Origin of the sequence: Haloferax mediterranei ATCC 33500 (assembly GCF_000306765.2) — an archaeon.
Lineage (GTDB): Archaea > Halobacteriota > Halobacteria > Halobacteriales > Haloferacaceae > Haloferax > Haloferax mediterranei.
Genome location: NC_017944.1, coordinates 382,308 through 400,631, shown reverse-complemented (window position 1 = coordinate 400,631; position 18,324 = coordinate 382,308). Strand labels below are relative to the sequence as shown.

21 protein-coding genes are annotated in these 18,324 nt (G+C 61.5%); 10 read left to right on the top strand and 11 right to left on the bottom strand.

Going from position 1 to position 18,324, the window contains the following annotated elements; translation table 11 throughout:
• The first annotated feature begins 95 nt into the window (after window positions 1–95).
• The 3 genes from HFX_RS18520 (at window position 96) to HFX_RS18510 (ending at window position 2,869) form a co-directional block, all read left to right on the top strand.
• The gene (locus tag HFX_RS18520; protein WP_004060740.1) at window positions 96–1,358 is read left to right on the top strand and encodes an ABC transporter substrate-binding protein; all 1,263 of its coding nucleotides are present in this window, start codon (window positions 96–98) and stop codon (window positions 1,356–1,358) included.
• A gap of 45 nt (window positions 1,359–1,403) precedes the next feature.
• Window positions 1,404–2,276 carry an amidohydrolase family protein gene (locus HFX_RS18515; protein WP_004060742.1) on the top strand — a complete coding sequence of 291 codons (873 nt, stop codon included), beginning with the start codon at window positions 1,404–1,406 and terminating at the stop codon, window positions 2,274–2,276.
• A gap of 107 nt (window positions 2,277–2,383) precedes the next feature.
• Entirely contained in the window at window positions 2,384–2,869 is a 486-nt protein-coding gene (locus HFX_RS18510) for a hypothetical protein (protein WP_004060743.1), read from the top strand.
• A gap of 2 nt (window positions 2,870–2,871) precedes the next feature.
• Here HFX_RS18510 and HFX_RS18505 read toward each other — a convergent pair whose 3' ends face one another.
• Both HFX_RS18505 and HFX_RS18500 read right to left on the bottom strand, forming a co-directional pair.
• Window positions 2,872–3,636, bottom strand: coding sequence for an enoyl-CoA hydratase/isomerase family protein (locus tag HFX_RS18505; protein WP_004060745.1), 765 nt, complete (start codon window positions 3,634–3,636; stop codon window positions 2,872–2,874).
• 107 nt (window positions 3,637–3,743) lie between these two features.
• Window positions 3,744–4,382, bottom strand: a complete 639-nt coding sequence (locus HFX_RS18500) for a helix-turn-helix domain-containing protein (protein WP_004060747.1) — start codon at window positions 4,380–4,382, stop codon at window positions 3,744–3,746.
• 90 nt (window positions 4,383–4,472) lie between these two features.
• On the opposite strand from HFX_RS18500, the gene paaA reads away from it, so the two are divergent.
• Genes paaA through paaE form a run of 5 tightly spaced genes read left to right on the top strand, consistent with a single transcriptional unit; the run spans window position 4,473 to window position 7,166 of the window.
• Complete coding sequence (gene paaA / locus HFX_RS18495; RefSeq protein ID WP_004060748.1) at window positions 4,473–5,417, top strand: 1,2-phenylacetyl-CoA epoxidase subunit PaaA; 945 nt, start codon at window positions 4,473–4,475, stop codon at window positions 5,415–5,417.
• A 5-nt stretch (window positions 5,418–5,422) separates the two neighbouring features.
• Window positions 5,423–5,743 carry a 1,2-phenylacetyl-CoA epoxidase subunit PaaB gene (paaB, locus tag HFX_RS18490; protein WP_004060750.1) on the top strand — a complete coding sequence of 107 codons (321 nt, stop codon included), beginning with the start codon at window positions 5,423–5,425 and terminating at the stop codon, window positions 5,741–5,743.
• A 1-nt stretch (window position 5,744) separates the two neighbouring features.
• Window positions 5,745–6,563 (top strand): 1,2-phenylacetyl-CoA epoxidase subunit PaaC, encoded by an 819-nt coding sequence (paaC, locus tag HFX_RS18485; RefSeq protein ID WP_004060752.1) that lies wholly within the window; start codon window positions 5,745–5,747, stop codon window positions 6,561–6,563.
• Window positions 6,556–6,999 (top strand): 1,2-phenylacetyl-CoA epoxidase subunit PaaD, encoded by a 444-nt coding sequence (gene paaD, locus HFX_RS18480; RefSeq protein WP_179955386.1) that lies wholly within the window; start codon window positions 6,556–6,558, stop codon window positions 6,997–6,999. Before paaC ends, paaD begins: the two co-directional genes overlap by 8 nt.
• Window positions 6,999–7,166 carry a 1,2-phenylacetyl-CoA epoxidase subunit PaaE gene (gene paaE, locus HFX_RS19870; protein WP_320051503.1) on the top strand — a complete coding sequence of 56 codons (168 nt, stop codon included), beginning with the start codon at window positions 6,999–7,001 and terminating at the stop codon, window positions 7,164–7,166. The genes paaD and paaE overlap by 1 nt, the downstream gene beginning before the upstream one ends.
• A 266-nt stretch (window positions 7,167–7,432) precedes the next feature.
• Here paaE and HFX_RS18470 read toward each other — a convergent pair whose 3' ends face one another.
• From HFX_RS18470 to HFX_RS18435, 8 genes are all read right to left on the bottom strand, one after another.
• The gene (locus HFX_RS18470) at window positions 7,433–8,884 is read right to left on the bottom strand and encodes an aldehyde dehydrogenase family protein (RefSeq protein ID WP_004060760.1); all 1,452 of its coding nucleotides are present in this window, start codon (window positions 8,882–8,884) and stop codon (window positions 7,433–7,435) included.
• A gap of 165 nt (window positions 8,885–9,049) precedes the next feature.
• Window positions 9,050–9,433, bottom strand: coding sequence for a PaaI family thioesterase (locus HFX_RS18465; protein ID WP_004060761.1), 384 nt, complete (start codon window positions 9,431–9,433; stop codon window positions 9,050–9,052).
• Window positions 9,434–9,571: 138 nt separating this feature from the next.
• Window positions 9,572–10,864 (bottom strand): phenylacetate--CoA ligase PaaK, encoded by a 1,293-nt coding sequence (gene paaK / locus HFX_RS18460; RefSeq protein ID WP_004060762.1) that lies wholly within the window; start codon window positions 10,862–10,864, stop codon window positions 9,572–9,574.
• Window positions 10,865–10,911: 47 nt separating this feature from the next.
• Window positions 10,912–11,640: an ABC transporter ATP-binding protein gene (locus tag HFX_RS18455; protein WP_004060763.1), complete on the bottom strand. Its 729-nt coding sequence runs from the start codon at window positions 11,638–11,640 to the stop codon at window positions 10,912–10,914.
• Window positions 11,637–12,401 (bottom strand): ABC transporter ATP-binding protein, encoded by a 765-nt coding sequence (locus HFX_RS18450; protein ID WP_004060764.1) that lies wholly within the window; start codon window positions 12,399–12,401, stop codon window positions 11,637–11,639. The genes HFX_RS18455 and HFX_RS18450 overlap by 4 nt, the downstream gene beginning before the upstream one ends.
• Window positions 12,394–14,382 (bottom strand): ABC transporter permease, encoded by a 1,989-nt coding sequence (locus tag HFX_RS18445; RefSeq protein ID WP_004060765.1) that lies wholly within the window; start codon window positions 14,380–14,382, stop codon window positions 12,394–12,396. The genes HFX_RS18450 and HFX_RS18445 overlap by 8 nt, the downstream gene beginning before the upstream one ends.
• Before the next feature lies 1 nt (window position 14,383).
• Window positions 14,384–15,568, bottom strand: coding sequence for an ABC transporter substrate-binding protein (locus tag HFX_RS18440; RefSeq protein WP_081603749.1), 1,185 nt, complete (start codon window positions 15,566–15,568; stop codon window positions 14,384–14,386).
• A gap of 204 nt (window positions 15,569–15,772) precedes the next feature.
• A complete protein-coding gene (locus HFX_RS18435) occupies window positions 15,773–16,774 on the bottom strand; it encodes an LLM class flavin-dependent oxidoreductase (RefSeq protein WP_004060767.1) in 1,002 nt (333 codons plus the stop codon).
• A gap of 56 nt (window positions 16,775–16,830) precedes the next feature.
• Here HFX_RS18435 and HFX_RS18430 point away from each other — a divergent pair, with 56 nt between their 5' ends.
• Window positions 16,831–17,319 carry a VOC family protein gene (locus HFX_RS18430; RefSeq protein WP_004060768.1) on the top strand — a complete coding sequence of 163 codons (489 nt, stop codon included), beginning with the start codon at window positions 16,831–16,833 and terminating at the stop codon, window positions 17,317–17,319.
• A 12-nt stretch (window positions 17,320–17,331) separates the two neighbouring features.
• Here HFX_RS18430 and HFX_RS18425 read toward each other — a convergent pair whose 3' ends face one another.
• Window positions 17,332–17,802 carry a MaoC/PaaZ C-terminal domain-containing protein gene (locus HFX_RS18425; RefSeq protein WP_004060769.1) on the bottom strand — a complete coding sequence of 157 codons (471 nt, stop codon included), beginning with the start codon at window positions 17,800–17,802 and terminating at the stop codon, window positions 17,332–17,334.
• A 95-nt stretch (window positions 17,803–17,897) separates the two neighbouring features.
• On the opposite strand from HFX_RS18425, the gene HFX_RS18420 reads away from it, so the two are divergent.
• Entirely contained in the window at window positions 17,898–18,305 is a 408-nt protein-coding gene (locus tag HFX_RS18420; RefSeq protein ID WP_014732831.1) for a PaaI family thioesterase, read from the top strand.
• The last annotated feature ends 19 nt before the right edge of the window (window positions 18,306–18,324 follow it).

Sequence of the window (18,324 nt, the reverse complement as noted above, 5' to 3'; positions counted from 1 at the left end):
CTGGTTACTCGAATAGTACCCGGACGAGACTCGGCACACTGTTTTCTCGGCCTAAACTTCGGAACTTCTTTACATCATTTAGGCCAGCCTAAAACATGGCACGTGACAATGAGACTGAGGATAGCCCGACACGGCGCGACTACTTGGCCTACACCGGTGCGCTGGTGAGCAGCGGACTGCTCGCGGGGTGTACAAGCGACAGTAGTGGAAAGCCAACACTGACTGAAACGACCTCGACAGAAACAGAGACAGCAACGACCCCGACGACACAGGCGAGCACGCCCGAAGACGATTCGTTCTCGGTGACGATGGCACCGATAGGCGAAGTCTCGTTTACTGCCGTTCCCCAGACGGTGTACGCGTACAGCCCCCACTACGCAGATATGGCTATCGCCTTCGGCCACGGTGATTCGATTGCATCACTCGGGTCCTCTAGCAGTTATGCATCGACATTGAATTACTACTACGACGCAGTCGACGGGGCATCATTCGACGCGGCGAACGTCAAACAGGTGTGGAACGACGGCGTCGACAAGGAACTCTTCTACGAAATCGACGCCGACGTTCACCTCCAAGACCCGTGTTGGCTGCTGTCGTTTGCAGATGATTGGGACACATCCGATATCAGGGAGGTTCGAGAGAACATCGGGCCGTGGGTCGGGAATCGATACAGTCGGGAACACGCCCAGCCACCCGAAGGATGCCGCGACGGCTACCAGTACTACACGCTCTGGGAACTCTCGGAAAAAATCGCGGCGGTGTTCCAAGAACAAGAGCGACAGCAGGCACTCCACGAGGAGCACGAGTCGCTGTTGAACACCATCAAACGCGACCTGCCGCCGGAAGAAGAGCGACCGACTGTCGGACTCCTTATCTACCGAGACGGGGCGTTCCGTCCGTACGAGATAAACAGCCCAGGATTCGCAAAGGCGCACGTCCGCCCGCTCGGTGCCCGAGACGCCTTCGTCGACAACGACCAGACGTACGACGAGAACGCCGACGGACAACTCGACTACGAAGCGATGTTAGAAATCGACCCGGACGTCATTCTCCACAACTTCGGAGTCGGAGAATTCTACGATGTCGCGTCGACCCGTGAGACCTTGGAATCTCACCCTGTCGGCAGCGAACTGACGGCAGTACAAAACGACCGCGTGTACAGTTCCGGGACGCCGTTCCAGGGACCGCTCACGAATCTCTTCCAACTCGAAATGACCGCGAAACAGGTCTATCCGGACGTGTTTGGTGAGTGGCCGGGAGACGGAAGCGAAACGTCCTACCCCGAAATTCCGTCCGATGAGCGACTATTCGACCGCCAGCGGGTCTCCGATATCGTCACCGGGACCATCCAATCGTAAGCCCCGTCCGTTCGATTTTTATCATCCGGCAACCGTCGTACATTGATGACCGTGAGGGATTCGCTCGACGAGCCGCGCATTATCGACACGCACGCACACCAGCCGACGGCGGAGTTCCTCGAAGACGCCGGTGGCGAAATGATGCAGGACGCGGCGAACAGATTCGGCGCGGAGATGGAGACGTGGGACTACGAGGAGATGATCGAAGAGTATCACGACCACGGAATCGGCAAGGCGATTCTCCTCGGGTGGGACGCCGAGACGAACACGGGGAATCCGCCGGTGCCGAACGACTACGTTGCCGACGTTCGCGACGAACACCCGGACTTCTTCATCGGATTCGGAAGCGTCGACCCGCTGAAGGACGACTGCGTCGAGGAGGCCATCCGCTGCGTCGAAGACCTCGGACTTTCGGGCTTCAAGTTCCAGCAAATCGCACAGGGATTCGACCCGAGTGACGACGAGCACACGGAACTGTTCGACACCATCGAAGACCTCGGAGTGCCCGTCGTCTTCCACGGCGGCAACTCGACACTCGGTGCGTGTTCGCCGGGCGGGCGCGGACTGAAAATCAAGTACGGAAATCCGATGCTCATCGACGACGTGGCGGCGGAGCACCCCGACCTCAAGATTCTCATCGCCCACCCGGCGTTCCCGTGGGAACAAGAGCAACTGGCTATCTGCCAGCAGAAGGGGAACGTCTACATGGACCTCTCCGGGTGGCTTCCCAAGTACATCGACGAGCAAGTGCTACACTACGCGAAGACGGTCCTGCAGGACAAGGTGATGTTCGGCACCGACTACCCGATGATTCGGCCGGAACAGTGGTTCGAATCGTTCGACGACCACTTCGACGCCTCGGACGAGGTCAAGCGCAAGCTTCTCTGGGAGAACGCAGAGGAGTTTCTTGAATTATAACTATAGACGGGGTTTGATTTAGTAACATTCAATATATCTTATTGAAATTTTTTCTAATATGGGGATTGGGATACTTAATCGACCGATTCAGCTAAGTCGGGGGAGAGATGAGATACGAAAATAAACAGCTTACAGCAAAGCAGCAGACTATTCTCTATAAAAAGCGAGATAATCCTGGCTGGTCTAACACGCGCATTGCAAACGCAGTTGGCTGTTCTGATTCACACGTGTCAGAAACTCTGAGGAATTATGATCCAGAGAAACTCAACGACGACGGAACGATTCCCGTTCCGGTCGAACCAGATAAAGAATCGGCAGGAGGCCGGTTAAAGTGGGTAATTATTTCTTTGTGCGCGCAAGGTTGGGGGCTGTTATATGCGTTCGGCGGCCCGAGCACTGAAGCGGTGACCGCAGATCAAGCATTGCTCGTATTCGGTATTGCGTGGCTGATCGCCCCAGTTGTGATTTTTGCTGACGCTCAGTTACAGCACAAGGAGTACGCCTCGTATCGGCCGAACAGAATCGTGTGGCCGACAATAGCGTTCTGTGTCCCCACACTCGGAACGCTTTATTATGTGGTGAAGCGCGCTTAGACCTATTCGAAATCGGGGCGACGCTTCTCCAAGAACGCCGAAACGCCCTCTTCGTGCGCATCGGTATCGTAAGCTAGCGTCTGCGCTTGCGCCTCGCGTTCGAGGCCATCGGGCCACGGACGACCGAGATTCGCGTGAATCGCTTCTTTTGCGAGCGCCAGCGTCTCAGTCGGTCGGGAGGCGAGTGTCTCGGCCATTTCGTCGACGACCGTATCGAGTTCGTCCGCGTCCACAACCTCGTTCACCAAGTCGAGGTCGGCGGCCCGCTCGGCCGAGATAAGTTTCCCGGTGAACGCCAGTTCTTTCGCCGCCCGAAGGCCGACGAGTCGCGGAAGCGTCACCGTCCCGCCGGCATCGGGGACGAGGCCGACGTTCACGAACGACGCGCCAAACCGTGCCCCTTGGACGGCATAGGCGAAGTCGCAGGCGGCGACGACAGACGTGCCAGCGCCGACGGCGTCCCCGTTGACGCGGGCGATAACCGGAACCGGTGCGGTGAGAATTGCTTCTGCCACGCGTCCGAGCGTCCCGCGAACGCGCTCGTACGCTTCACGTGCCGTCTCGTCGCGTTCGGCCATCGCTTGGATGTCGCCACCGGCACTAAACGCGTCGCCGTCGCCGGTCAACACGACGGCGTCGACGGCTTCGGGTGAGAGGTTTTCGAGCGCCGCAGAGAGGTCGCGCGCCACGTCGGCGGTAAAGGCGTTCTTCACGTCGGGTCGGTCGAACGTTACCGTCCTGACTCCGTCCGCGTCTTCGACTCGCATACCCTCGCTACACGGACACGAAATAAATAGCCTCCCCGAATAGCCGGTCACTCACTGGAAGTCGTCCCGACCGGCAGCCCGCAGCAGCCAAATAACGTCCCGAAACATCACCCAAACAGCGTCCCGAACAGCGACTGTTGCGCCCGCCGAAGTCGTTCCAGAAACGCGGATTTGCTAATACCGAGTTCGTCGGCCACGTCTTCGGCCGTAATCGTCCGCGGGAGTTCGAAATATCCCATCTCGACCGCGACGCGAAGGCTCTCTTCTTGGGCCGGTGTGAGGTCCCACGCTCGTCCAACAGGTGGCGTCTCGTCCGACCTGAGTGGATAGACGCGCTGGAGTTGAATACCGACGGTGTGTCCAGCCTTCTCCATGACGCCGCGGAGCACGTCGTAGCCGACGACGGCACCTCGCATCGTCGCGCCGCCGTCGTTGTACTCCATCGATTCGACGAGGAAGCCGACGTCGACGAGTTCGTGGACGACACACGGGTGTTTCGAGAGACACCGATACGTGTGAGCGTCGTCCCCCCGGGTGACGTGAAGGTACCGAATATCGTCGTCGGCGTCGAGAGTCGCTGCCAATCGGTCGTCGCTCGAAGCGGAAAAGTGGAGGAGAACGTTCCCGTCGGCACGGAGTTGCGGCGCGGCCGCATCGACTGTGGCGGGGACTTCCTCGGTTGCCCGCGCGAGCGGACAGTCGTCCCCGTCAATTCGAAACTCGGCCACGAGACACTCCTCTATCATCGGTGGAAGATACACGACACGTGTATATAAAGGCCGTCTATAGGCGGGCCAATTCGTAAGTGGTTATCCATGATAGTTCCACATAGACTGATGGACCTCGAAACTGTCAAAGAACGCGCTGGACCGCGGCAGTTCGCTCCGAAGGACGACATGCCTGAGGAGTACCGCAAAGCCGCGACTCGCATGATTCAGTTCCACGCGAACAGCGAAGTGATGGGCGGCTACCTCGAAAAGCCGTTCATCCGCCAAGCACCGAGTATCGACCGTAAACTCGCGTTCTCGGCGAAAGTCCAAGACGAGATCGGACACGCGCAACTGCTCTACCGGGCGGCGGAATCGCTCGGTATCAAGACCCGCGACGAGATGTTGGACGAACTCGCCAACGGCGAAGGAAAGTTCCTCAACTGCTTCCACTACCCGATGGAGTCGTGGCACGAAGTCCCCATGATTGCGTTCTTCGTCGACGGCGCGGCCATGCATCGACAGGCCACGCTCAAGAACACGTCGTGGACGCCGTACGCGCACGCGATGGACAAGGTGTGCTTCGAAGAGGGCTTCCACGTCAAGCACGGCGAATCCATCCTCTCCGAACTGATGAACGGGTCGAAGGCGACCCAAGAGAAGACACAGGAGGCCTTCGAGATGTGGTGGCCGCGTATCATCCAGTTCTTCGGCCCGACCAACGACAAGTCCGTGCACAACGACTTCGCACAGCAGGTCGGTCTGAAGACGAAGTCGAACGACGAACTGCGCGACACCTTCCTCGACACCTACGTCCCGAAGGCCGAGAAGTACGGCCTCGAAGTCCCCGAGTACCCGCGTATCGAGTACGACGAGGACGAAGACACCTACCACGTCAACGAGGACGACCTCAACTGGGACGAGTTCTGGACCATCGCCAAGAACGACTCGGAAGGCAGCCACGAACAGATTAACTCTCGCGCCCACGCCCAAGCGGCGGTCGAGTGGGTCCGCGAGTCGATGGAAAGCTGGGAACAGGCGGCGAACACCGAAACCCCGCAGGCGGCGGACTAAGAACCATGATTTGGGAAGTATTCAGACAGGAGAGACCGGGCGGCTACCACAAGCACTGTGGGAACGTCCACGCACCGGACCGCGAGATGGCACTCCAGTTCGCGGCCGTCCAGCACGGTCGGCGAATGAAGACCAACAGCCTGTGGGTCACGCCACAGCGTGAAATCGGCGAAATCGACGCAGACGAGATCAGCTTCGGCGGGATGACGGACAAGACCTACCGCTGGGCGACGTCGTACACGGACATCGAACCCGCAGCACCCGAAGTCGCGGAGAGCGAGGCCGAACAAGCCGACGTCGAAAGTTCACTCGAGGCGGACAGCTAACATGGTTGCCTTACTCAATCCCGAAGACCTCGACGGAGCCCAGCAGGCGGCAATCGAAGAGATGCTGTTCCGCATGGCCGACGACGAGTACGTCCAGGGCGAGCGCCTCATCGAATGGCAGATTTACGCGCCGACGCTCGAATCCGACCTCGCGCTGGCGAACATCGCACAGGACGAGTTCGGCCACGCCCGCCTCTGGTACGACCTGCTCGAAGAACTCGGCCACACCGAGGCCGAACTTATCTGGGAACGCCCGGCGGACGAGTTCAAGCACGCGACGCTGGTCGAACTTCCGTTCGAGGAGGGAGACTGGGCCGACGCCATCCTCCGGTGTTACCTCTTCGACAGTGCCGAACGACTACGCTTGGAGTCGCTCGTGGACACGAGCTATGCGCCGCTCGCCGACCGGGTTGGAAAGGTGCTGAGCGAAGAGCGCTACCACCTCGAAAACGCCCAAAGCTGGCTCGACCGGCTCGCCGAAGGTGACAGCAAAGAGCACGTGCAGGACGCGCTGGACCGGCTGTTCCCCCATGCGCTCTCGCTGTTCGTCGAACCCGAATACGAAGAAGAGATTGTGGAAAACGACTTCCGGACGGAGTCCATAGAAGACCTCCGTGTCGAGTGGCTAGAGACGGTCATCCCCTACCTCGAATCGCTCGGCCTCGACGTTCCAGACCCCGACGAGGTGGACAAGCCAACCGCCCGCGGGCGCGACGGCACGCACACCGAACACTGGGACGAGTTGGCCGCGGACTTCCGGAAGACGTACAACGAGCTCGAAGCACCAGAACCAGCGAGAATCGGGCGGGAGCGTGCCTGACATGAGCACTGACGACGCATCGACCGAGGCGGCCTGCGGCTACACTGAGTACGTCGACGGCGAGGCCCCCGAAGACTTCCCGAAGACGGGCGAAGGTGCCACCGGTATTGAAGCCGACATCTGGGAGACCCTCTACGAAATCGAGGACCCGGAGATGCCGGTGAGCATCGTCGACCTCGGTCTCATCTACGGCGTCCGGGTCGTCGAAGAAGAAGACGAGGAGGGCGAGCCGAAGACGCACGGCATCGTCGAGATGACCTTGACGTACACCGGCTGTCCGGCCCGCGACTACATCACGAACGACGTGAAGTGCGCGATTCTCGCCTCCGGCGTCGACGAAGCGTCCGTCAGGCTCAGGTTCACTCCGGAATGGAACGTCAACATGGTGACCGAGGCGGGCCGCGAGGCCCTCCGCGACTTCGGGCTGGGGGTATGATGCGCCGCTTCGACCCCAGCACCGACACGTCGGGCGAAACCGCAGGTGCGGAGTGCCCGTACTGTGGCTCGACCGACACCGTGCGCGAGCATCCGAAAGGTCCCGGCCTCTGCCGCTCGATGCACTTCTGCAACGAGTGTCAAGAGCCGTTCCAGCGATTCGAATAGCGCGACAAATCGAGGTCCCGTTTCGATTCGGTTCCGTTTTTTCTGAAGGCGGACTCGACAAAGAGAGCTACGTAGCGGCGCGAGAGTTACTCTGTTCTGGAGTGGAGAACGAAACCAGCGGAACGGAGCGTCTCGAAACTGACGGGTCGAAGAACTGGGACGCGCCGGTGAAGTAGTGTTGAGAGCGCGTCAGCGGACGCGAAGTTAAGAACGCGCCGGTGAAGTGGTGTTGAGAGCGCGTCAACGAATCCGAAATTGCGGACGTGTCAGTGGATGTTGAGGTTGATGTTCTTCGCTTGGGTGAACTCGCGGACGGCTTCTTCGCCCTGCTCGCGTCCGTGGCCACTCTGTTTCGTGCCGCCGAACGGCGTCTGCGGGAACGTGACCGGGTACTCGTTGACGCTGACCATCCCGTAGTCGAGCGCGTCGGCGACCTGGTGGGCGCGGGAGAGTCCGTCGGTCCAGATACCCGCAAGGAGTCCGTACGGCGAGTCGTTAGCGATTTCGATGGCCTCCGCTTGGTCTTCGAACTCGATGACCGAAAGCACCGGGCCGAAGATTTCCTCACGTGCGACCGTCATGTCGTTCGTCACGTCGGTGAGGACCGTCGGTTCGACGAAGTAGCCGTCTTCCTTGTCTTCGGGTCGGCCGCCGCCGCACGCGACGGTTGCGCCTTCGTCGGCACCGATGGAGATGTACTCGAGCACGTCCGCCTGATGGGATTCGCTGACGACCGGACCCATCCGGCCGTCGTCGTCGATGCCGGAACCGAGCGGCGTCGATTCGGCGCGCTGGACGATTTTCTCGACGAGTTCGTCGGCAACGTCCTCGTGGACGAGGAGTCGAGAACCTGCCCAGCACATCTGACCGGCGTTCATGAAGATACCGTAGTGGACGCCTTTCGCGGCGGCGTCGAGGTCAGCATCGGGGAAGACGACGTTCGGTCCCTTGCCGCCGAGTTCGAGCGTGACGCCGGTGACGTTCTCGGCCGCGTCGGCCATGACGCGCTTGCCGATTTCGGTGCTGCCGGTGAAGGTGACGTGTTCTACATCGGAGTGCGATGCGAGGGCCGACCCCGCTTCCGACCCGCTTCCGGGGACGATGTTCACGACGCCGTCCGGGAGGCCGGCTTCTTCGGCCGCGAGTCCGTAGTACAGTGCGGAGAGAGGAGTCTGACTGGAAGGCTTCAGAACCGCCGTGTTCCCGCAGGCGAGTGCGGGTGCGAGGCTGCGCCCCGCGAGTTGGAACGGGTAGTTCCACGGGACGATGTGGCCGGTGACGCCGAGCGGTTCGCGCGTCGTGTAGTTGACTCGCTTTCCGGGAACCGGGTTGTAGTCGCCGGTCACCTTGTCGGTCCAGCCGGCGTAGTACCGGAAGGTGTCGATGACCATCTGGACCTCCATCCCCGCCTCGAACGGCGTCTTACCGTTGTCGTGGGATTCGACGAGCGTAATCTCGTCTTTCCGTTCCTCGATGGCGTCGGCCATCGCGTGGAGCAGCTCGCCGCGCTCTGACGGCCCCATCGTCCGCCACTCGCTGCCGCGCTCCGCGGCCTTGCTCGCGGCCTCGACGGCGGCGTCAACGTCCGACTCGCCGGCACGGGCTACGGTTGCGTACGGTTCTTCTGTCGCGGGGTCGAGCGTCTCGATGGTCGCGTCCGATGCAGCGTCTACCCAGTCTCCGTCGATGTAGAGACTCGTCGGGCCACTGTATTCCATTACACTGTAGCGTTCCACCCCAAATTATTAATTATTGTTGGTTACTGTAGAGAATGCGATACCGACGGCGTCGCTCACGGGAGCAGTAATCTCTGCGAGCGCGGACCTCTCCGAGCGTGATACCCGCTCGGCCGAGAGTTCGGCCTCACCTCGTGAAGTCAGACCTCACCCGGTCTTGTACACCCCTCTGGCGGTTGCGATGTGGCTTCCGTCCGCGGAGTACACGTCCACGTCAACCGTGCCGACGTCGCCGCCGAGTCGGGCCACGTCGGCCTCCGCGCGCAAGTCGCCGGTTCCGGCGTTCAGGTAGTCGATTCGCATGTCGATGGTCGGGACCGGTTGGTCGACTTCGCTCACGAGCGCCGCGCCGCCGACGGTGTCCGCGAGGGTGAACGTGACGCCGCCGTGGGCCATCACTTGGTCGGCGTTCCACGATAGTTCCTCGCGCATCTCGATGTACCCCTCTGCGTGTCCGTCTGCCGCTTCGGTAACTTCGACGCCGAGCAACCGCGCGAACGGCATGCTCTCGAAGAATTTCTCGATGTCCATAGTTGTCTATTTCAGGCGTTTGTTAAGTTCGTTTCGTCGGTTAAAGGTCGTTTCGTCGGTCGGGGGTCATTTCATCGGTGGAGAGTCGTTCCGTCGGTCGGGTGGTGTTCGCCACGGAGACGACCGTTGCTGTGCGGGTCACCGATGGTCGTAGACGCGCTGGACCTTCCCGACTTTGGTGCGCTCGATACTGCCCGCGCTCACGAGCACGATTTCGTCGGGCGTGAATCCCAGCACGTTCGAGAGACGCTTGCGAATGCGTCGTTCGAGTCCGTTCCGGGAGCCGTCAAAGTCTTCGGCGAGTTCGACCGTCAGGTCGAGGCGGTCGAGGTTCCCGTCGCGCCGGAGGTCGATGCGGTAGTGCGGCGCAATCTCGTCGAATTCGAGGACGACAGACTCCACCTCGCTCGGGTAGAAGTTCACCCCGCGGACGATGAGCAAGTCATCCGCACGTCCCGTGACGCCGCTCATTCGGACGCAGGTTCGTCCACACTCGCAGGTGTCGTAGTCGAGCGTCGTCAAATCGCCCGTGCGGTACCGAAGCACCGGAAGTGCCACCTTCGTCAGCGTCGTCAACACGAGTTCGCCCTCTTCGCCCTCTTCGACCTGCTCGCCCGTATTGGGGTCGATAACTTCGGGATAGAAGTGGTCCTCCCAGATGTGCATGCCCGCCTGTTCGAGACATTCGACGGCGACGCCGGGGCCGATAATTTCCGAGAGACCGTAGTTTTCGACCGCGGTGGCGTCGAATCGGGTTTCGATTTCGTTTCGCATCGGCTCGGTACAGGGTTCCGCACCGTAGAGAATCACCGACAGTGGGAGGTCTGCCGGGTCGTATCCCATCTCCTCGGCGACTTCGGCGAGGTAGAGCGCGTACGACGGGGTGAGACAGATTGCGTCGGTTCCGAGGTCGGCAAGCATCTCGACTTGCCGTTGCGTGTTGCCGCCGCCGGTCGGAACGACCGACAGTCCCATCTCGGTCGCGCCGTCGTGAAAGCCGAATCCGCCGGTGAACAGGCCGTAGCTGTAGGCGTTCTGGAGGGAGTCGTCGCTCGTCAGACCGACACCGCGGAACCCGCGGGCCATCATCTCGCGCCAGATGTCCAAGTCGTCCCGCGTGTAGCCGACGATTTTGGGCTTGCCGGTGGTTCCTGACGATGCGTGAATTCGAATCACGTCGTCCATGTCGACGGCGAACATGCCCGTCGGATACTCGTCGCGGAAATCTTCTTTCGTCGTAAACGGAAGCTTCGACAGGTCGTCGACGCTCGTCACGTCTTCCGGGGAGACACCGGCCTCGTCGAGCGTGCGGCGATAGAACGCGACGTTCTCGTAGGCGTGTCGAACCACCTCCCGAATCCGCCGGTCTTGCAGTCGGCGCAACTCCGGTCTCGGGAGTCGCGTCGAGTCGGTCTCGTCGCTGGAACTCATCGCTCGTATGTCTACGATACATTCACAAAAGATTATTCACTATTCTGCTAGTCGGCGACCGAGACGCCGAGATAGCGGTCGAGAATCTCGTCCGAAGCCGCAACCTCGTCGGCCGGACCTTCGTGGACGACCTGCCCCTTATCGAGGATGTACACGTAGTCGGCAGCGTCGAGTGCGACTTGGACGTTCTGTTCGACCAGCAGGATAGTCACGCCCTCGTCGTTCAACTCCTTGATTTTCCGTTGGACCTGCTTGACGATGGACGGTGCCAGTCCTTCGGTTGGTTCGTCGAGCATCAAGAGGTCCGGCGCGGAGACGAGTGCGCGGGCGATGGCGAGCATCTGCTGTTCGCCGCCGGAGAGAGCCGCGCCCTTGCTCGTTCGGTGCCGAGAGAGGTTTTCGAACTCGTCGATAATCTCGTCGACGGTCGGCTTGTCGATGTCCTTCCGACCGCCGATACGGCCGATTTCGACGTTTTCGGTGACTGTCAGTCCGGGGAAGACGCGACGCTCTTCGGGAACGAGCGCGATGCCTTCGCGGGCGGTCTTCTCGGGGGAAAGCGCGGTGATGTCCGTCTCGCCGAAGGAGATTGTCCCCGCCGAGGGCGTCACGCTCCCGAGGATGCTTCGGAGCGTCGTCGTCTTGCCGACGCCGTTGCGACCGATGAGCGTGACGACCGAGCCTTTTGGAACGTCGAGGTCGACACCCTGAAGGACGCGCGTCGAACCGTATCCGGAGACGAGTCCCCGAACCGAGAGCAGCGGGTCGGAACTCATGCTTCGACACCTCCGAAGTACGCTTCGCGGACCTCCGGGTCCTCCGAGACGGCCTCGGGTGACCCTTCGGCGAGTATTTCGCCTCTGTGGAGCACGGTAATCCGGTCCGAGACGCGCATCACGAGGTCGATATCGTGTTCGATGAGGAGCAGCGTCCGGTCCGAAAGCACCTCGTCGATGAGGTCCATCGTCGCCCGCGTCTCCTCGGCGCTCATGCCCGCAGTCGGTTCGTCGAGCAGAACCATATCTGGGTCCGTCGCGAGCACGATTGCGATTTCGAGGCGGCGTTTGTCCCCGTAGGCGAGCACATCGGCGAGTTCGTCTCCGCGGCCCAGTAGGCCGGACCGGTCGAGAACGCGGTCCGTGTGCTCGTTCACGTCGTCGAAGGTGTTCGCCCGCTGGAGGAACTCTTCGACGGGACGGAAGCCGTCTTCTCTCGCTGCTTGCGCGGCGAGCCGAACGTTCTCGCGGACCGTAAGCCCCGAAAAGACGTTCGTAATCTGGAACGAGCGGCCGAGACCGCGACGAACGCGCTCGTGCGGTGGGAGCGACGTCACGTTCTCGCCGTTGAACGTCACCGTCCCCCGAGTCGGGCGAAGCGCACCGGTCAGGAGGTTGAACGTCGTCGTCTTCCCGGCCCCGTTGGGACCGATGAGACTCCTGAACTCACCGCGTTCGATGTTGAGATTGACGTCGTCGACGGCGACGAGGTTGCCGAACTCTTTCGTGAGATTCGTCGTCTGTAAAATCGGGTCAGTCATGTTGTTCCACCTCTGTTTCCTTGACGCCGGTTCGGTCGTTCGAACGGTCACCGACGGTCGATTCGAACATCGGATGGTCGGCCACGGTCTTCGGAAGCGACACGAGACCGCGCGGCACGAAGATGACGAAGAGGACGAACAACACGCCGATGACGAGTTGCCACTGGTCGATGTACGACGAGAGGATGTCCTCCGCGGCGACGAAGACGCCAGCGCCAATCATCGGGCCGTAGAGCGTCCCCATACCGCCGAGGACGGTCATCACGATGACCTCACCGGAGTTTATCCAGTGGAGGAACGACGGCGCGACGTAGCCGTTGTTGGCGGCGAACAGACCGCCCGCGAGTCCCGCGAGACCGCCGGAAACGACGAAGGCGCGGCGCTTGTGCGCCGTCACGTCGTAGCCGATGAACGATGCTCGCTCTTCGCTCTCACGGATGGACTGCAGGACCGTCCCGAACGGCGCGCGAATGAGGCGGCGGGCCAGCAGGTACGACCCCACGACGACCGCGAGGAGGAAGTAGTACTGGACGACGCCGCCGTCGACGGTGAGCACGCCGAGCGGAATCTCGAACGCGTCCGGGTCGATACCGATACCGGCGAGACCGTAGAACACGTCGACACCGAACAGGCCGTCAGAGCCGCCGGTGAAGTCGAACTTGAACACGGCGTTGTAGAACAACTCCGCGAACGCGAGGGTAATCATCGCGAAGAACACCCCTGAAACGCGTATCGAGAGGTAACCGACCACCCACGCGATGGCCGCACAGACCGCGATAGCGACGAGGAGCGCGACGAGCACCGACGGCGAGATGTGCATGAGCGTCAGCACCGAGGCGTACGCGCCGACCCCGTAGAACAGCGTGTGGCCGAGCGAGACGAGACCCGCGTAGCCGAGCACGAGGTCCAGACTGAGCGCGAACAGCGCCCAGATGAGGATGTCTTCGAGGAGCGTGACGGAGTAGGTGACGCCGGTCAACTCGGCGAAAAACGGCACGAGTACGAGCACGCCGACGGCGGCGTACCCGACTTTCGCCCGCGTCTCCGACGATAACACGCCGCCGCCCGCCCCGTGGAGAAGTGCGCCATCGTGGTGCTCACCGCCGCCGATATCGGTTCCGAACAGTCCCGTTGGGCGGACGACGAGCACGGCAATCATGAGGAGGAAGACGATGAGACCCTCCAAGAACGGCGCGTAGGTCCGCGCGAACGTCTGGATGAGACCAACAGACAGGCCGCCGACGACGGCCCCGCGGAACGAGCCGAGACCGCCGAGCACGACGATGACGAACGCCGGAATGATGACGCTCGACCCCATCGTTGGACTGACGTTTTGGTACGCCCCGAGAACGATACCGGCCGTCCCGGCGAGCGCCGCACCGAACCCGAACGTCAGCGTGTAGTAGCGGTCGATGTTGATGCCGAGGTTGCGGACCATCTCGCGGTCCTCCGAGCCGGCGCGGATAATCATCCCGAACCGGGTGCGGTTCAAGAGGAGCCACGTACCGAGTGCGAGAATCGAGCCGAAGACGATGATACCGTAGTTGTACAGCGAGTAGTTGAACCCGAACAGCGCGACGGGTTGGTCGAGCACCGACGGAACGGGGAACGGCTGGGCCGACTTGCCCCAAACCGACGTGATGAGGTCGTTGATGATGAGAACGAGCCCGAACGTCAACAGGATGTGGTACAGCGGGTCACGGCCGTACAGTCGCTTGACGGTGAGCCGTTCGATACCCATCCCGATGACACCGACGAGCAAGGGCGCGGCGACGAGAGCGACCCAGAAGCCCGCGTCTCCGAGGGGTCCCGCGATGGCGAATGCGAAGTACGCACCGAGGGCGAACAACTCGCCGTGGGCGAAGTTGATGACGTCCATGACGCCGAAGATGATGGACAGCCCCGCTGCGAGGAGGACGTACACCATCCCGACGACGAGCCCGTTGAGGACTTGCTCTGCGACGGCACTGGCGACAGACATGCTAGAGGGTGCAACCGAGTTCGTTGCAGTCGGGCAGTGCGTCCGCGCCGTCTATCATCTCGCCGAGTTTGACGGCCGCGGGGCCGCTCCCACCATCCGGTGCGACGAGTTCACCCGGCCACACGGGGTTCATCGCCTGATGGTCGCAGTCGCGGAACTGGTTCCGACCGAGAACGGTATCCATTTCGAGGCCCGGGAGCACGTCTTTCACTTCGGCAGGGTCCGTCGACCCCGCTTCGGCGATGCCGCGGGCAGTCATCCGAACGGACTGATACGCGACGCGGGCGAAACTGTCCGGCATCGAGTCGTACTCGCTTTGGTACGCGTCGACGAACGACTGATTGTCACCGGTCTCCAGCGTCGGGAGGTAGCGAACGCCGCCGTAGGTTCCGTAGGCCGCTTCGCCGAGCGCGCCGCGGACGACCGAGAAGGTCATCGTCGGCGACATGAGGTTGACGTTCTCCTTGAGTCCCTGACTCGCAGCCTGCTTGACGAAGTTGATGAGGTCGCCGCCGGTCATTCCGAGGACGGCAACCTCCGCGTCCGAGTTGGCAATCTGGCTGATGTAGGAGTTGAAGTTGGTCGAGCCGAGTTGCGAGCGACTGCGGCCGACGACTTCGACGTCGTGGCCGCTTTTCATTCGTTTTTCCACGCGCTCCATCACCGATTCGCCGTAGGCGTAGTCGGCGATGTGGAACCAGACTTTGGTTCCAAGGTTTTCCGCGGTGTAGTCGGACACCGCTTCGGCCATCTGTGCGGTGTTCGTCTCCGCGCGGAAGACCCACTCGTTGCAGTTCGACCCGGTGATGGGAACTGCCGCCCCGCCGGGGTTGTAGATGACCCCTTGGTCCTTGGCGAACTCGTTGAGCGCGAGCGCGACGCTCGACGAAATCGCGCCCATGAGATACGATGCGCCGTCCTGTTCGACGACCGATTGCGCCTTCCGTCGGCCTGTCGACGGGTCGGCTTCGGTGTCCTCGTAGACGCCGTCGATTTCCACGTCAATGTCGGAGTTCTCGTTGACGTGCTTGATTGCGAGTTTCGCGCCGTTTCGCTGTCCGACCGCGAGACCACCGTACGGTCCGGTCATCGGACTGATGACGCCGTAGGTGATAGCGTTTGTTCCGCCACCGCCACCTCCTCCAAGACACCCTGCGACACCGGTTAGTCCGGTAACGCCCGCCAACCCTGCCGCCTGTACGAACCGTCGCCGTGATGGACGCGGCTCACCGCCGCTATCCGAGGAATAATCGTCTCTCATATTGTGTATGTTCACACGTAACATGAAAATCATCACGTTTAAAGATTTGCGTTGCCGCGAAGACAGTAATTTCTCGTCAATACACCGGACTATCGTCGCAGTTCACTGAATACGAAAACCGGCGTGTGCTCAGACTCGGGGGGCGACTTCCTCGCCGAGTCGCTGGATACACTCGACCATTCGGTCGGTTCCGATTCCGGGGTGGTACGTCCGGAAGATGAAGTGGATATCGTCGCCGAGGGCGTCGCGATAGCGGTTCAGCTCCTCGACGACATCGTCCGGGGTTCCGAATATCGCCTGTTCTTTCAGTTCGTCTTGTCGCTCCGCGGATAGTTCGGAGACTTCCTCGCCAGAGAATATCTCGGCATACCGCCGCTGGAGGTAGAGATAGCCGTCTTTCATCGCGTTCCACGCGTCTTCCTTGGAGTCGCCGACGAAGCCGTGTTGGAGCACGTAGACGGTGAAATCGCCGTCGATATCCTCGGATTCACGAACGTTTCGGATGTCGTCGACGCGCTTCTTGAGGCCGCCTATCGAAAGCGACGACGGCGCACACCACGCATCCGCCGTTCGGGCCGCGCGCCGGACCGCGGGTTTGGCCGCTCCGCCGAACATGAGCGGTACGTCGCGGGCCGGTTTCGGCGTCACGTTGGCACCGGTTGCACCCTCGTAGAACGGGGATTCGTGCTCGATTGGGCCGTCGGACCACGCCCCACGGAGGAGTTCGGCAGTGTCGGCGAGGCGGTCGACTCGTTCGTCTCGCGGAACGCCGAATGCGTCGAACTCGCGCGGGTTCGAGCCGATAGAGAGTCCGAGCGTCGTTCGTCCGTTGGAAAGTAAGTCCACCGTCGCGGTGTCTTCGGCGAGGCGAATCGGGTCGTAGAGCGGCGCGAGGGCGATACACGTCCCGAGTTCGATGTGGTCCGTCGTCGCGGCGAGTGCCCCGAGCGCCGGCATCGTCCCCGAGAGGTAGCCGTCTTCCATGAAGTGGTGTTCGGACACCCACGCACTGTCGAGACCCGACTCGTCGATTGCGCGCCCGAGCGTAAGCATCTCGTCGTACAGTTCCGCCATCGGTCGGTCGTCGTCCGGACGTCGCTGACAGGTGAACAGGCCGGTCCCGAGCTTCATGTCTGTGAGTTACTACCTCAGCTATTAATAGTTAGGAATGGCGAAGGTGAGTACCCATGGAAACCGAGAGAGGACCGGCGCGGATGCCACCCGTACGAGTGGACCACGTCGGAATCGCCGTCGAAGACGTCGCGGACGCAGAACGGACGCTGTTCGCGCTCGGGTGCGAACGCGTCCATCGCGAGACGGTCGAAGACGGGTCGTTCGAGTGGGCCACGTACGTCCTCGGTGATGCGTCTCGGCTCGAATGTATCGCGCCCGTCGAAGGTGAGTCGTTTCTCACGGCGTTCCTCGATGACCACGGTCCCGGCCTTCACCACGTCACGCTGGAAGTGGTCGATGTCTACGCCGCGGTTGTGGCTCTCGAGGCCGCAGGTGAGCGCGTCGTCGGCTACTCGGTCGAAGACGGCTGGACGGAAGCGTTCGTCTCGCCGCAGAACCCGACCGGGGTACTGTTCCAGTTGATGGAGTACCACGACGACTACGGCGACCGAGGGCCGGACGATGCGCTGTTCGTCCGGGGTGAACGGTTAGACTCGTACTGACCGGCGATTCGCCTATTCCGCGCCCGCTTTCGTCTTGATGAGGAACTTCATGTCGCCTTCGAGGACGACGGTTCCGTCTTGCTTCGTCATCGTCACGTCGAGCACGACGAGTCCGGCGTCGTCGCGGCTGCCGAGGTCTTTCCGGTCGGAGACGACCATCGTCTGCGAGAGGGTGTCGCCGATGAAGACGGGGTTCGGAAGGTCCATGTAGTTCATCCCGAGGAATGCGAGAGCTGTGCGCTCGACGATACCCGACCGGTAGACGAACCCGGTCGACTGGACGAACGTCATCGGCCCGTGGGCGATGCGCTGGCCGAACTGGGTGTCTTCGGCGTACTCCTTGTTCGTGTGCAGTTCCGTCCAGTCGCCCGAGAGCGCCGAGTGCATCATGAAATCAGCTTCGGTGACGGTTCGACCGACGCTTTCGAACTCTTTGCCTTCTTCGAAGTCCTCGAAGTAGTGCGGTTCGTAGCTGTATGCCATACAACACCGTCACCCCCACCGAATAAAGAATTTTACATACCTATCATTACTGACAGTCGATGCCTACTTGACGAGTCGCGATGATGTGTGTTCACATGCCGAAGCCAGACGAGCACGCCGAGATACGCGACCGTGCGTCGAACGACCCGTTTTGCGACCGCGTTGGTATCGAACTCGCAGATATCGGCGAGGGGTACGCGGAGACGACACTGACTGTAGACGAGAGACATTTGAACTTCCACGGCACGCCGCACGGCGGGGCTGTCTACACGCTCGCGGACGCCGCATTCGCCGCTGCATCGAACAGCCACGGGGATGCGGCGTTCGCACTGGAGACGAACATCTCGTATCTCGCGGCGGCGGAAGTGGGGGATACGCTCCGCGCCGTCGCAGAAGAGACGCACCTCGGCGGTCGAACCGCCGAATACGAAGTCGTCGTGTCCGACGAAGCGGGCGATAGAGTAGCGACGTTCCGCGGACGCGTCTACAAGCCCGGTCGCTGACGGCAGCTAACTAGCAAAC

What these genes read in the sequence shown, in the direction of transcription:
- paaB (WP_004060750.1), top strand. Translation starts at nt 5,423, where the DNA reads ATGATTTGGGAAGTATTCAGACAGGAGAGACCGGGCGGCTACCACAAG.
- HFX_RS18510 (WP_004060743.1), top strand. Translation starts at nt 2,384, where the DNA reads ATGAGATACGAAAATAAACAGCTTACAGCAAAGCAGCAGACTATTCTC.
- HFX_RS18465 (WP_004060761.1), bottom strand. Translation starts at nt 9,433, where the DNA reads ATGGACATCGAGAAATTCTTCGAGAGCATGCCGTTCGCGCGGTTGCTC.
- HFX_RS18520 (WP_004060740.1), top strand. Translation starts at nt 96, where the DNA reads ATGGCACGTGACAATGAGACTGAGGATAGCCCGACACGGCGCGACTAC.
- HFX_RS18420 (WP_014732831.1), top strand. Translation starts at nt 17,898, where the DNA reads ATGCCGAAGCCAGACGAGCACGCCGAGATACGCGACCGTGCGTCGAAC.
- HFX_RS18470 (WP_004060760.1), bottom strand. Translation starts at nt 8,884, where the DNA reads ATGGAATACAGTGGCCCGACGAGTCTCTACATCGACGGAGACTGGGTA.
- HFX_RS18455 (WP_004060763.1), bottom strand. Translation starts at nt 11,640, where the DNA reads ATGAGTTCCGACCCGCTGCTCTCGGTTCGGGGACTCGTCTCCGGATAC.
- paaE (WP_320051503.1), top strand. Translation starts at nt 6,999, where the DNA reads ATGCGCCGCTTCGACCCCAGCACCGACACGTCGGGCGAAACCGCAGGT.
- HFX_RS18445 (WP_004060765.1), bottom strand. Translation starts at nt 14,382, where the DNA reads ATGTCTGTCGCCAGTGCCGTCGCAGAGCAAGTCCTCAACGGGCTCGTC.
- HFX_RS18425 (WP_004060769.1), bottom strand. Translation starts at nt 17,802, where the DNA reads ATGGCATACAGCTACGAACCGCACTACTTCGAGGACTTCGAAGAAGGC.
- HFX_RS18430 (WP_004060768.1), top strand. Translation starts at nt 16,831, where the DNA reads ATGGAAACCGAGAGAGGACCGGCGCGGATGCCACCCGTACGAGTGGAC.
- HFX_RS18500 (WP_004060747.1), bottom strand. Translation starts at nt 4,382, where the DNA reads ATGATAGAGGAGTGTCTCGTGGCCGAGTTTCGAATTGACGGGGACGAC.
- HFX_RS18515 (WP_004060742.1), top strand. Translation starts at nt 1,404, where the DNA reads ATGACCGTGAGGGATTCGCTCGACGAGCCGCGCATTATCGACACGCAC.
- paaK (WP_004060762.1), bottom strand. Translation starts at nt 10,864, where the DNA reads ATGAGTTCCAGCGACGAGACCGACTCGACGCGACTCCCGAGACCGGAG.
- HFX_RS18435 (WP_004060767.1), bottom strand. Translation starts at nt 16,774, where the DNA reads ATGAAGCTCGGGACCGGCCTGTTCACCTGTCAGCGACGTCCGGACGAC.
- HFX_RS18505 (WP_004060745.1), bottom strand. Translation starts at nt 3,636, where the DNA reads ATGCGAGTCGAAGACGCGGACGGAGTCAGGACGGTAACGTTCGACCGA.
- paaC (WP_004060752.1), top strand. Translation starts at nt 5,745, where the DNA reads ATGGTTGCCTTACTCAATCCCGAAGACCTCGACGGAGCCCAGCAGGCG.
- paaA (WP_004060748.1), top strand. Translation starts at nt 4,473, where the DNA reads ATGGACCTCGAAACTGTCAAAGAACGCGCTGGACCGCGGCAGTTCGCT.
- HFX_RS18450 (WP_004060764.1), bottom strand. Translation starts at nt 12,401, where the DNA reads ATGACTGACCCGATTTTACAGACGACGAATCTCACGAAAGAGTTCGGC.